We start from the raw sequence: 13,483 nt of genomic DNA on the forward strand, positions 1-13,483 counted from the left end.
GATCAGACTCCGCTCAAGCCGACTCGGGTGATCTGCACCACCATCTCGACGATCTTCTTGGCCTGCTCCATACCACTGCCGATTGCTTTGCACTCCTGGAACATGCGCGGCAACAGTTTCTTGCGAATACCCGCCTCGATGTTCTGCGGGTTGATGGAGTGCTCGGCCACAGACGCATCCACGACCGTATCGATCTCGAAGGCCAGCTTTATCCACTTATCCTGTACTTGGCTGTCGGTAATGGCGAACACCTCCGGCAGTACCTTTTTGAACACCCCAAAGTAGGCCTGAGCGTGGCGATGCCCAGCAAAGGCGTCAGGTATGTCACTCAGGCGGCGCTCCTGCACCTGCTCTTCGAACTCCCGAAACAGCATGTACTGCTTGAGCGGGTGCTCGAACAGCTTCTCTGCCTCCTCGATAGCTTGTCGCAGCAGCTTGGAGAAGGCTTCCTGGGCGTAAGGGTCATCTCGTAGCTCCTGCTCAATCATGCGGCTGACCCGCGTTTTGATGATGTCGGTCTCGTTGCGGGTCTTGTTCTCGTTCCACTCTTCTGGCTGCTGCTGGCCCATCTTGCCGACCTCGTAGACGCCACCCGGCTCTTTGACCTCTACACCGACCACATGCTTATCCAGCAGCTTCTTCACCTGCTCGGCATATTCGTCGTAGTCAACCTTCTCACCGGCATCCTGCTGCACCAGTTGGCGCAGGCTGGAGAGCTGTTTCACCGTCTCCTTGTAGTGACGGCGATCCGCCTCGCTAAAGGCACTGTCCTCGAAGAAAGAGGCCGACTGCAACGCCACTTTCAGGCAACTGGCAAACGCCGTGAGCGCCTCGTAGAAGTCTTCTCGCACCTTGAGGTTCACATCCACCAGTTCGCCGTCCAGTTCCTCCATCTTGGGCACCAGCACTTGACGCAGTTGCTCGATATCCTGCTTGTTCTTCACCCCGGCGAAAATGTTCCACAGGGTCTGGTAGAGCTGAGGCAGCCGCTTATATTCGGTGCCCATCTGGTTGTAGAGGCCTTTGAGGTCGTCAACGTCATAGCCGCCCTGGGTGCGGGAAGCGAGATCCTGATACTTGCCGATAGTGGTATCCAGCTCGGATAAGATGCCGCGATAGTCGATAAGCAGACCGAACTGCTTCTTCGGGTGCAGCCGGTTGACCCGCGCAATCGCCTGGATCAGGTTGTGCTCTTTGAGTGGCTTGTCGATATAGAGCACTGTGTTCTTTGGCTCATCGAAGCCGGTCAGCAACTTGTCCACCACGATCAGCAACTTGAGGTCGTCATCCTGATCGAAACGATTCACGACATGTCTGGTGTACGCCTGCTCATCCCCAGAACCAAAGAGAGCACCGACATTCTCCTTCCACCACTGAGTGACCAGCGGTGTGGTCGATTCATCGACCTCGGTGTTGCCTTCCCGGCTGTCGGGCGGACTCATCACCACCGCCGACTCGAACAGCCCCGCCTCGTCGAGGTACTTTTTATAGAGCACCGCCGAGGCTTTGCTATCGCAGGCCAGCTGGCCCTTGAGCCCCTCGACAATGTGGTTTGAAAAGTGACTGGCGATATCGAACGCAATCAGCTTGATGCGATCTTCCGCGCTGTAGATCTCGCCCTTGCGGGCAAATTTGCGTTTCAGATCGGTCTGCTGCTGCTCGTTTAACCCCTGGGTTATGCGCTCAAACCAGCTGTCGATAGCCCGCTCGTTGACCTCCAGATCGGGAATGCGCTCCTCGTAGAGCAACGGCGTCACCGTCTTGTCCTCGACCGCCCGCTGCATGGTGTAGGCATGGACGATGGGGCCAAACTTATTGGTGGTCTTGTCATCCTTGAGAAGCGGCGTGCCGGTAAAAGCCACAAACGCGGCGTTGGGCAATGCCAGCTTCATGCGGACATGGTTCTCGCCCCCCTGGCTGCGGTGGCCCTCATCGATCAGCACGATGAGATCCGGGCTCTTGTTGATGCACTCCGGCAACTTGGTCGCTGAGTTGAACTTCTGAATAAGCGAGAAGATGATCCGCTCGCTGCCCTTACCGATCTGCTCGGCCAGCCGCTTGCCCGAGGTAGCCATGGCCGCTTCTTTATCTTTCTTGCCCGCAAGTTCGCCGCTGGAGGCGAAGGTCTTGCTGAGCTGGCTCTCCAGATCCACCCGGTCGGTCACCACCAACAGGCGACACTGTTTCAAACTATCGTGCAGGATCAGCGCCTTGCTGAGGAACACCATGGTGAACGACTTGCCCGAACCAGTTGTGTGCCAGATCACCCCACCTTCTCTCCCGCCATCTGGACGTTTCTGGTTGATACGCTCGATTAACCGCTTGATGCCAAACACCTGCTGGTAGCGGGCGACTATCTTGCCCGCCTTCTTGTCAAACAGGGTGAACAGCCGGGTCATCTCCAGCAGCCGCTCCGGCGAGAGCAGGCTGATGAGCAGCCGATCCTGATCACTGACGGCCAGCTCGCCAGCCGCAACTAGGGACTGATACCAGCCCAGATCGGCGGCGGGCCGGTGGCTAAACAGGGCAGAGCGTTGTTCGGATGAGAGCGGCTGATTTTTGATGGCTGTCATCTCGCCATCACCGATGTCCTCCTCACGCCAGGCGGCCCAGAACTTCTCCGGCGTACCGCAGGTGCCATATCGCCCCTCGATGCCATTGATGGAGAGCAACAACTGGCTGTAGGCAAACAGCAGCGGGATCTCGTCGGGGCGCTGGTTGCGCAGGCTTTGAGAGACCCCCTCCTTGATGGTCGGCCCTTTTTTGGCGTTGCCATCCGGGCGCTTGGCCTCAATCACCACCAAGGGCAAGCCATTGACGAAGCAGACGATATCCGGGCGACGCGACTCGATGCCGCCTGCGCGAGTAACCCGAAACTCTTCGGTGAAGGTGAAGCGGTTATTCTGCGGGTTGTGCCAGTCAATAAGGGGGATGGTTGGGCTCACCTTCTTGCCATCAACAAACTCGGTGACCGACATGCCATAGAGCAAGTGGTTATAGAGCCGCTCGTTGGCCGCCTGCAATCCTTCATTCAGGGCCGGGCTACACAGCTCGCTCACAAGATTGTCCACTGACTTAGGGGAAAGCGGATAGGTCTTGCCCGCAAACACAAAGGTGCGCTCGGCCAGTACGCTGCGTAGCTGTTGACGCAGCACTACCTGATCGGCCTTGTTATCCCTTGCGATAAGCGCCTGTTCGGGGGAGAGGAAAGTCCAGCCCAGCTGGGTCAACAGGGTCAGGGCCGGGATCTTGGCGCTGTACTCTTCTTGAAATTTCGGTGCTAGTTGCATCATCGTCGATCCTTTTTCCATGCAGATGAAAAATTTGCACTTCTGGATTGAGGTTTCGATTTTGGTGACTTAATTTTCACTGTCATTGGAAAAGGGAAATCAACCCCAAGCAAAAGAGCTTCACCTTGCCCAAGAACAGGTAAAAATGATGCAGAACGCTGATCAATCGACCCTACAGCTCTTTTCACAATCTCTTGATCTTTTTCATTGGTCAAACGATGAACAATCAGAGTACCTATCTGGCTTAATACATCCTCAGGAATGTCACGCGGGCGTTGTGTGGCAATGATTACATTTAGGCCATATTTCCTACCTTCTTTTGCAATATCCCCAAAAGCATCCAGGTCTAATTTCGATGCTTCATCTCCAACCCGTTTATTTAGAAACTGGTGAGATTCATCAATAAATATGAGCAGTGGACTTTCATGACTAACTTTAGTGTTACGAGCGCATAATAAAAGCCTTCTACCAATTGCGTTGACAAGAATTTCTCTGGCATTAGCCTCAAATGGTATAGCAGACAAATCTAGACGAAGAATTTTCGCATCGGGAAACTCGCAAAATTCATCAAGTAAAGCAGGTATATTTTTCAGCGAACTATCACTATCAATCATCCACCTAAAATTAGGGTTTGCTGACATAGCTTGAATTCGAGAGATCAGGTTCAAACAATGACCGACATCATTATCAGCACGCCCTCCCCATATTTCAGGCCTAGGTGTTTGTGCTGTTCCACCGTTTGGCCAGATGCACTCTTCAATAATTTGTTTAGCAAGACATGAGAAAGACCACGGTATTTTACTCTCAAACGTGCTAATAGCTTGAACTGCATTTTCAAAGTTTGCTTTAGTTCTACCTGCTTTTTCCATGGTATAACTTGTGCTGATTGGCAAACCATGATTAGCAGTTTGGTAGTACTGAGTTACAACTCTGAGACTTTGAATCGCAGCCTCCAATTTCGGAGCCTGACTTTGAGCAGATGGTCGTAATAAAGCACGCAAATCAGTATCGGTGAACATCCAATGAGGGTATGTCACCTTTTGACCATCTTTTGCGTTCGTGTTCTCGCCTACGTAATAGCTTTCACATGGCAAATTTTCATATTCACCGGTGGCATCGATGAGCAAGATCTTCCCACCATGCTCATACACATTTTCCATTAGATTTGCCATGGTGTAGCTTTTACCACCACCGGTAGATCCTAGAATGGCGCAATGTCTGGAGAATAATTTTTCTGGAGTAATGCCGATATTGACAGAGGAATCATGCGGCATTTCTGCAATAGGCAACTGTAAATCATTTGCGCTTGTGTTTAGTACACCTTCGGCCAACATCGAAACCAACTTAGGGTGAGCCGCGTAGACTTGAGCACCCAAGCGAGGGTATTGCTTGACCCCGCGATGGTTAAAGCCAGTTTCAACATCAACACTTACCAGCAGTTGCACAATCCCAATCGGATTATTATTGGGATGGCTATCATCTAAACCCTCAACACTCAGACGCTCGCCATTCTCTAGCCAAACTTTAACGACCCGAGCGAGGATAGAAAGCTGTCCACAGTCGATGAAAACAAATTCATTAACTTCACCAACCGGAATACGAGTACCTAGAATCCAAGTCTGTTCACCAGAACCAGCCTTGGTTAAATTAATTTTGGCCTCGGTTGCAGACATATCGACTAGGCTACCGATTCGGCGATTACTATCATGCGGAGAAAACCAACTTTCGCTCATACCGCGCCCCCACGCTGAACAACCAGTTCAAAGGCTTTGAGCAAGCTTTCCTCAGGGGTTGGTTTATGTCGATTTGGCAAAAGGCTAGCAAACACATCAAAAGTGCAATCAGCAATAGCAACTCTTGAATCACCAGCCTTAATGACGTTCATTAATTGAGATCGTATCGCTGAATTAAATGAACCATTTACGCTGAATGGATCTTTGGTTGCAGCCATAACCATCAATTCAGGGTTGGTGCGTAGCGCCATCGTGATTGCGCTATTGATATGCTTATCATTGAAGCCAAACCCAATGCAGAGCAGTGCCGTTTTTGGCTTTTGCAGTGCATCTAAAAACGCAGCCATCATATCCAGATAGGGAGAGTCATAGGAGCTTTGATATTTGGAGCTACTAGGATAAATGAACACTGGCTCACCTTCGGTGGTGTTTAATGCGCTGCGTTTTTGAACCCCTTGGCTAGTCCTGACCCAATCTACAGACCCGTGAATTTTGTACAGATGCACTATATTCGGCAGGTAAGCCCCACCTTTTTCTGTGGCTTGACTTCTGTTCACTATGTCATAGTGAAACCATGCGGGATTGAATCGAGATGGATTTGAAAACTCAAAGCCATCAATAACAATCATCCCTGTGTTCGAGGCTGCCATTTCAAATGCTAGATCATAGTTGGTCGTAAATAGCTTTAGCCGTTTCTGCTTTGGTGACCTGCGCCCTAATACACCGACAAAGGTATTGTGAGCAGTCCACCCATCAGTTGCAACACGATCAACAAAGTTGGTGTGCTCCAAAATAGCAACTTTCGCCGCTTTCAAAAAAGCCTCGACACATTCCTGATCGGCCGATGATAAACACTTCAGAGTAAGGTAGGAGTCGCACAATGAGAGCAGCAATTCAATATCATTTTTTTGCTCTCCATCGTCCCATTTCTCTGCCACATCTGAATATTTGACAGCCTTCAAGACTTTATCAAATCGGCTAGCATCTAAGTCACTACAGATACGCCATAGATCGCCCATGCTGGGCGCAATATTATCCTGCTCTTTTTGATTGAAAGTTAGCGAAGTACCTGACCCTGCCAGAACGATTAAATTCTCAGCATCAACTAACTGATTGATGAACTTGTGAAATGGCGCCAATCTAGCTTTTTCGTCATCCTTCCCTACTTCAATCGCCAGCGGAATCTCTTGTTCATCAACCAGTTTGGAATCCGCAGAGAAAAAAGACAGGGTGCACGGTTTCGTCATATTTCAAATCTCCTTATAGCTGTACGCGGCGCTTACCCGTCAACAACTGCTGCATCAGGGCTTTTTTCTCTTGCTTTAAGGCGTCAAGCTTCAGTTGCAGCTTATTGATGGTTTCGCTTGATGCATGAAGAACATCGGCAATCTGCTCCTGCTCATCGAAACATGGTACTGGAACTTTGGTATTCATAAACTCAGAAGGTTTAATATTCAGCAGCCCGTTGTTTCTGACCCCCGTATTTACCAAGGCACCAAGCTGAGGTTTAAGGTAGTCTGCTTCAAAAAGGTACTTGAAATAGCGGTGGCTAAGCCCTTGATGAAGTTTGAAACACACATACACGTGGGGTACCAACCCAGATTTATCCGACATTCCGCACCTGATTTAGGAATAAATTTGCCGATAGCGCTCACCCAATACCTCCAAAATGATCTGCTGGTCTCCTGTTAGCTCCGTTACTTGTGGCGGAGCTTCTCCCAGTCGATATTCATGGATGCCACCAAAGCGCAAAAAGATCCAACGGGCCGTCGGCTGCTGGGTCGGTTTCTTTTTCATATCCGCCACACTGCGATTCTGCTCCACTAATCCCTGCCGGATCCGGTGCTCCAACGCTGCGTAAATCATCAGGCTACAGGTCATCACCATGAGCAACGCTTCAATCCGCTCCGGCTTTTTCAGGTACAGTGAGGAGGTTAAAAACTCCGGGCTCTTGAGAAAACGAAAGCCCCGTTCGACATTCTGCTGCGCTTTATAGGTGGCCAAAAGTTCGGCCATGGTCAGCGTATCGCTGTGGTCATTGGTCGCCAGGATGAACACCCCGGTCTGGTTGTGGGCCTCTTCAACGCAAGCCAGGCTAGTTGCCGCCAACCCAGTGATTTGAAACTGATGGCCAATTGGCTCTTCGCCACGCTTGGGTCTGCCACGTCCTGTATAAACGGGTTCACCTACCACTTCGGCATCCAGTTGCAGCAGCATCAAGCTGGCGGTAAAACAGCTCAACTCAGCTTGGGCATCCGCCTCACAAGCAAAGCGTCGGGCACACAATTTGGCGAAGGCTTTGAGCTCGCGGGTACTGTCTTTGAGCAGGTTTTTGGCCAATGTCTGCTGCTCGCGGTGGCTGGCTTGTTCGCTGCGCACCAGCAACCAACGTTGCGCGACCCCGGCATAATTCGCGTGTTGCCAACGGCCATGATAGCCATTGCCCAGAGCGGTCAGCGGTTGTGCACCTATGGTTGCCACGGCCTGCTTTGCCTCATTGAGAGTGACGGGCACCCGGGTCACAAATAGTTGCTGCTGTTGCGCCAGTAATTGCAAGGTATCGGCGCAGTACAGTGCGGCATCGCCGACCAGATAACGGCACTCCTGCGCGGCCTTGAGACTGCTCAAATGGCGACGAACGGTCTGGGCAAAGGCTTTGGTGTCATTACTATTGCCGCTCAGGGCCTGCATATAGACAGGTAGGCCGGCCTGATTTTCACAGATGAGCTCAAGGATCACTTGATTCAGCTCTGGCCGGTGATCACGACTATAACCACGCACCAGTTGCAGCTTACCGACCAGATCCCCATCGGCACAGTCATAGGCGCCATCGACGTGGAAGCTGGTAATATCGAGGTGCACTGCGGTGCTTTTGAGCCCCAGCCGCTCGACAACTTGCGCCGCCATCACCTGATACAAGGCGCTGACATCGGCCTCAAAGAGGGCATCGAGACAGCGACCGAGCACATCATCATTGAGGTCATCAGCACAGATCCCGGGGCCAATCAGGCGCTCAACCGGCTTGTTAGCGAAGAATTGCGGGAACATGTGCAGGGTGCTGCTGTGAAAGCCGAGGCCGTTCACTATCATGGCGACCAAGGCTTCACCATGTGAGACCTTGAAAGGCGGGGTTTTGGGGAGCAAGGCATCGATCATGCGGGCAATGCCCAGTTCCTGGCAGAGTGCGGCGACCAAACCAAGGTGATCGAGGTTACGGATCGAGATAGCGGGTGCGGCCATGATGATCTACCTGCAAAAGAGAGTAATAGATCAGAACGGCCGATCGCCGTCAAGCACTGAAAATAGCAAAATCAGGTGCGGAATGACGGATTTATAACTATCAAGATCAAAAATGCAGCCAAACTCGTAGGTTTTTGAGTTTCCTTTATTATATGCAAATTCACCTTTTTTCAAAAGAATGTAGTTTTTAACACTCTCACCAGCCATATATCTACTGTAGCGTTCATCCTGCCTAACAAACCCAGATAAAGATGAAATAGTGAGAATAGGATGACCTTCACCATCAGATTTACGCTGGATTCTTTTGGAAATTTGACTAATGCTTTGGAATTTCCACTCCCCACTAAACCTCACACCATTGTTATCCAGCAGGCGTTTTTTGCCGGTGAGCAGTTGCTGCATCAGCGCCTTTTTCTGCTGCTGGCTATTGGCCAGCAGTTGCTCGGTGGTGCTGATAGCCTTATCCCAAGTGGATAGGATATTGGCAATTTTTCTTTGTTCGGGTAGAGGAGGTATTGGCGCTACAAGTTCTTGCACCTGCTTTGCAGACAAATTAGCTTGTTTTGTGCCCCCAGGGAATGAATATAATCGTGAAAGAATCACTTCACTTCGCAGTAAATTTAGTAAATAACCAGCACTTGTTTTTTTCTTAGGAACAAATTTCATTACTCGCTGATTCAATAGTGAATCGGGCGCATGAGATGGTATTTCTACTGTAAATCCATAGTCGCGTTTACCCATAGTCCCCGTCATAGACATGACCAGATCACCAGGTCTCACCAGAAATCTAGCATACTCATCCTTGAATGACTCAGGTAGATATTCTGGATTTCGTTCAAAATCTAAATTGTTTTGATATAAATTACCCATTCTGAGCAAAGGAATACCCGTAGGAGTAAAGTCGCTACTTTTAAATGCGAACCCCATAACGGTATCTGCTAATTCACTTAATGTACCAACCGTCCACCCCTTAGGCACCATAGCCCAGCTCCTCCAGATACTTAGCCATCTCGATTTCCAGCTCGGCCAGTTGGGTTTTCAGTTGTTCGCGCTCGGCCCGCACCGCCAGCAGATCGATCTCGGCTTCCTCCTCGAAGGTATCCACATAGCGTGGGATATTGAGGTTGTAGTCGTTCTCCTTGATCTCTTTAAGCGAGGCGAGATAGGCGTATTTATCGACATTGCCGCCGTTGCGGTAGGTGGCGACGATCTTGGCGATATTGTCCGCACTCAACAGGTTCTGGTTTTTACCCGCCTTGAACTCACGGCTGGCATCGATAAACAGCACATTGTCATCCACCTTCTGCTTTTTAAAGATCAGGATGGCGGCCGGGATGCCGGTGCCATAGAAGAGCTTCTCTGGCAGGCCGATCACCGCATCGAGCAGGTTCTCGTCGATCAGCTGCTGACGGATCTTGCCCTCGCTGGAACCCCGGAACAGCACGCCGTGAGGCACCACGACCCCCATGCGACCACTCTTGGGTTTGAGGGTCTCAATCATATGGAGGATAAAGGCGTAATCCCCCTTGGTCTTGGGTGGCAGCCCGCGCTTGAAGCGACCGAACTTATCGTTCCCCGCTTCCTCATAACCCCATTTATCCAGCGAAAACGGCGGGTTGGCGGTCACGATATCAAAGCGCATCAGATCGCCGTTTTTATCGAGCAACTTGGGGTTGCGGATGGTGTCGCCCCACTCGATTTTGTGGTTGTCTTCCCCGTGCAGGAACATGTTCATCTTGGCCAGCGACCAGGTAGAGCCGATGGCCTCCTGCCCATAGAGGGCGTAGTGCTTCTCGCCATGGTTTGCCACCACCTTGCGGCCGCACTTCATCAACAGTGACCCCGAGCCACAGGCCGGATCGCAGATGGTGTCGCCCGGCATCGGCTCCAGCAACTCGGCGATAAGATCGGAAACTTCGGGCGGGGTATAGAACTCCCCCGCCTTCTGGCCGCCGCTGGCGGCGAAGTTCTTGATGAGATACTCATAGGCGTTGCCGATCACATCCAGGGTGCCGACCCGACTCGGTTTGAGGTTGAGCTCATCCTTGGCAAAGTCTTCCATCAGATGACGCAGTATAGTGTTTTTCTGCTTCTCTTCGCCGAGGCGGTCGGTGTTGAAGCTGATGTCCTGAAACACGCTCTTGCCCGCGTCTTTGAGCTTGGTGCCATTGGCCTCTTCGATGGCGTGCAGCGCCTGATCGATCCGCTCGCCGTTGCCCGGCTCGTGACGACGCTCGAACAGGCTGTAGAAGCTGGCCTGTTTGGGCAGCACGAAGCGCTCGTTTTTGAGCATCTCTTCAATGAGCTCCGGCTCATCGCCATATTCGGCCTTGTAGCCATCGTAGTGATCCTGCCAGACATCGGAGATGTATTTCAGGAACAGCATGGTGAGCACGAAATCTTTATAGGTATCGGCACTGATGGTGCCCCGGAAGGTATCACAGGCAGACCAGAGGGCCTTGTTGATATCGTCCTGGTTTATCGAGGTAGTCATAAGTCACAATTCCTTGGGTATTTCTTGGAAAAATGGGCTGCTCAGCGAAACTATTTCGCTAGCTGATCGGATTGTTCGAGCAGGCTGGCAGCGATGGCCTGCATCATCTGCTCGCCGTTACGTTGCAGTTGTTGCATCAGATTTCGTTCTTCACGCAGGCTGTGGGCCAGCTTCATGATGGCGGCCTGTCTCGCAAGAGACGGGATGCCGATAGGGGCCTCCTCCAACACCTGACGGCGAATACTTTTTGCCGCGCTGCCTTCGGCGTGAAGCTCGAAGTAGCGCTGGCAAGGGGACTGATTGAGCTGCCAGGCCAGAAATTCGGGACTGAGCGCCTCGCTATGCAACCGCACCACATAGAAGTGAGGGGCGGCTACGGCGGGCAATGATGCAAGCCCGGTATCGACCAGCACGGCATAGTTAGTACTGCCACGGGCCGCCACCAGGATATCGCCGGTTTGCAGCCAGTCAGGCTCCTTCTTGCTGGTAGGCTCAGAACGAAGGCAGGCAGACCAGTCAACCCCCCCTTCTGGCGAGGCATCTCTCATCTGCACCACGGCCATGCTGCCGGAATCGATCTCCGGGATCTTGCCGCGATAGGGGTGCCCAGCACTGATGGTGGCAATTTGGTTCAGCTTCACAAAAATCTCTTCATCGTTAATGATGCAGTTACAGTGTGTCGCATCTGACGCTACTGAGTCAATATCAATGCCCATTATTTTTGCATCAATGGGAATGATGCTTTTATGTGTGCCATTGACAAGAGGTAGACCCTGACCTGCCTGAAAGATCCAACCGAGATCATTTTGTAATTTAATTACAGTTAATCACCGCAAAAAATAAAAAGGCCCTGCTGTTGCAGGGCCGTTGAGTTTCCAACTCAATTGTCGGTTTCCAACTTAATTGTCCGTGATCAACAACGCAGTGAATTGCCACAACCTATGTGGTTGACATTTAATTAATTTTCTATATAAAAGTACAATAAGTCTCATAGCAATTACCTGAGACAATTACATAGCTTTTATAGCTACCGATAATTGCGTAAGTTATTGAAATTGAAGGTTATATTTGTGCTGCAACATGTGAGAATGAGGGTTCGAATCCCTCCCTCACCGCCAAATTGCAAAAAACCGACCTTATGGTCGGTTTTTTGCTTTGGGGAAGTGTCATCAGCTCATCTCGAAGAGGGGGGGTGAGAACCCTCGCCGGGTTCGAGCAGAGCAGCTTGCTGCGATGAACGGCCGCAGGCCGCCCCGAAGGGGTGAGCCACGCAGTGGCGAATCATCCCTCCCTCACCGCCAAATAAAACAAAAGGCCCCGTCGAAAGACGGGGCCTTTTGTTTATCAAGGGCTGGTTTGACACTTCTCTGTGGCCGGTCTCAGACCGCTTGCTCAGGCCAGCTTCAACATCGGCATCTGTTCGCGTTTGTCACAGTGCGTCAGATGGACCCGGCTGGTCAGGCGGGTCAGCAGCTCGTAGGGGATGGTGCCTATCTTTTCGGCCACCTGTTCCACCGGCAACCCTTCCCCCCACAGCGTCACCTCGTCTCCCACCTTGTCGCTGGCCGCCGGCCCCAGATCGACGGTGATCATGTCCATGGAAACCCGACCCACGATGGGCACCCGGCGGCCATTGATCAGCATGGGGGTACCTTCGGGCGCCATGCGGGGGTAACCATCGCCATATCCCGCGGCCACCACGCCGAGGGTAGTATTTCGATCCGCCACCCAGTGTCCTCCATAGCCGACCGCCTCGCCCTGCTGGCAGGCGCGGGTGGCGATGAGCTGGCTCTTGAGATTCATGACCGGGCGCAGGTCATGGTCGGCGGCAAGCTGACCGGTAAACGGGGAGGCGCCGTAGAGCATGAGGCCGGGTCGGATCCAGTCGCTGCGCGATGCCGGCCAGGCGAGGATGCCGGCGGAGTTGGCCATGGCCCGCTCGCCCGGCAGATGAGCAGAGAGGCGGTTGAATTCCTCGATCTGCAGCCGGGTGGCCTGGGTATCCTGCTCATCGGACTGGCTGAAGTGCGTCATCAGATGGAACGGCTGCACCACGTTGCGACAATGGCTCAGCCGCTCGATGAAGGCGGGCAGCTCCAGGGTGCGCAGCCCGAGCCGGTTCATTCCGGTATCGAGCTTGAGCCACACCTTGATGGGGGCGGGCAGACTGGCCTGCTCGAGCAGTGCCAGCTGCTCCCAGGTATGCAAGGTGGTTTGCAGTTCGTGTTTCGCCAGCAGCGGCAGCGCCTCGGCACTGAAGAAGCCTCCCAGCACCAGAATGGGCTTGGTGATGGCGTTGGCACGCAGCACCAGCGCCTCCTCGACCCTTGCCACCGCATAGGCATCGGCCTGGGCGAGGGCGTGGGCCACCTGCAGCAGCCCATGGCCATAGGCATTTGCCTTGAGTACCGCGATGATCTTGCTGTGGGGGGCATGGCGGCGCACCACGGTGAAATTGTGCTGGAGTGCATCGATATCGATGCTGGCCGTAACTGTGTTCATCATGGGTCGGGTGTCTGCTCGATGAGTAGTTGGCTGATGGTTTCAATCCCGATCCGGTGATCCTGGCTGCCGGGACGAGCAAACGGGGGTCACTGAATCATGTTTTTTATATGCTTTAAAATGTAAAAAGATGTTATCAGTTGTTTTTTTGTTGGTAAATTATGTGGCGAATAGGAATGCGTAAATGCGCAAAATACGGAATATTCCTCGGTATAAATTTCCCT

9 protein-coding genes and 1 other RNA gene are annotated in these 13,483 nt (G+C 52.2%); 1 reads left to right on the plus strand and 9 read right to left on the minus strand.

The features are described from left to right. Positions 1 to 2: 2 nt before the first annotated feature. From C2U37_RS17505 to C2U37_RS17540, 8 genes are read right to left on the minus strand one after another with little or no spacing between them, the layout of a single operon-like run. On the minus strand, positions 3 to 3,293 hold the full coding sequence (locus C2U37_RS17505) for a type I restriction endonuclease subunit R (protein ID WP_233768419.1): 3,291 nt from the start codon (positions 3,291 to 3,293) through the stop codon (positions 3 to 5). Next, entirely contained in the window at positions 3,290 to 5,023 is a 1,734-nt protein-coding gene (locus C2U37_RS17510) for an ATP-binding protein (RefSeq protein WP_104452781.1), read from the minus strand. The genes C2U37_RS17505 and C2U37_RS17510 overlap by 4 nt, the downstream gene beginning before the upstream one ends. Continuing rightward, entirely contained in the window at positions 5,020 to 6,270 is a 1,251-nt protein-coding gene (locus C2U37_RS17515) for an SIR2 family protein (RefSeq protein WP_104452782.1), read from the minus strand. The genes C2U37_RS17510 and C2U37_RS17515 overlap by 4 nt, the downstream gene beginning before the upstream one ends. Before the next feature lie 13 nt (positions 6,271 to 6,283). After that, positions 6,284 to 6,637 (minus strand): restriction endonuclease subunit S, encoded by a 354-nt coding sequence (locus C2U37_RS17520; RefSeq protein WP_199770465.1) that lies wholly within the window; start codon positions 6,635 to 6,637, stop codon positions 6,284 to 6,286. 12 nt (positions 6,638 to 6,649) lie between these two features. After that, on the minus strand, positions 6,650 to 8,263 hold the full coding sequence (locus C2U37_RS17525) for an IS1634-like element ISAs25 family transposase (protein ID WP_049636888.1): 1,614 nt from the start codon (positions 8,261 to 8,263) through the stop codon (positions 6,650 to 6,652). Positions 8,264 to 8,293: 30 nt separating this feature from the next. Next, a complete protein-coding gene (locus C2U37_RS17530; RefSeq protein ID WP_199770466.1) occupies positions 8,294 to 9,244 on the minus strand; it encodes a restriction endonuclease subunit S in 951 nt (316 codons plus the stop codon). Continuing rightward, positions 9,234 to 10,757, minus strand: coding sequence for a type I restriction-modification system subunit M (locus C2U37_RS17535; RefSeq protein ID WP_104452783.1), 1,524 nt, complete (start codon positions 10,755 to 10,757; stop codon positions 9,234 to 9,236). Before C2U37_RS17535 ends, C2U37_RS17530 begins: the two co-directional genes overlap by 11 nt. Positions 10,758 to 10,807: 50 nt before the next feature. Next, entirely contained in the window at positions 10,808 to 11,398 is a 591-nt protein-coding gene (locus C2U37_RS17540; protein WP_233768420.1) for a restriction endonuclease subunit S, read from the minus strand. 531 nt (positions 11,399 to 11,929) lie between these two features. On the opposite strand from C2U37_RS17540, the gene C2U37_RS17545 reads away from it, so the two are divergent. Then, positions 11,930 to 12,058, plus strand: a non-coding RNA gene (locus C2U37_RS17545) — RtT sRNA. 91 nt (positions 12,059 to 12,149) lie between these two features. Here the strand turns inward: C2U37_RS17545 and alr are convergent. After that, positions 12,150 to 13,262 (minus strand): alanine racemase, encoded by a 1,113-nt coding sequence (gene alr / locus C2U37_RS17550; protein ID WP_171865750.1) that lies wholly within the window; start codon positions 13,260 to 13,262, stop codon positions 12,150 to 12,152. Between the last annotated feature and the right edge of the window lie 221 nt (positions 13,263 to 13,483).

The organism is Aeromonas sp. ASNIH1 (genome assembly GCF_002934285.1).
Classification (GTDB): domain Bacteria; phylum Pseudomonadota; class Gammaproteobacteria; order Enterobacterales; family Aeromonadaceae; genus Aeromonas; species Aeromonas caviae.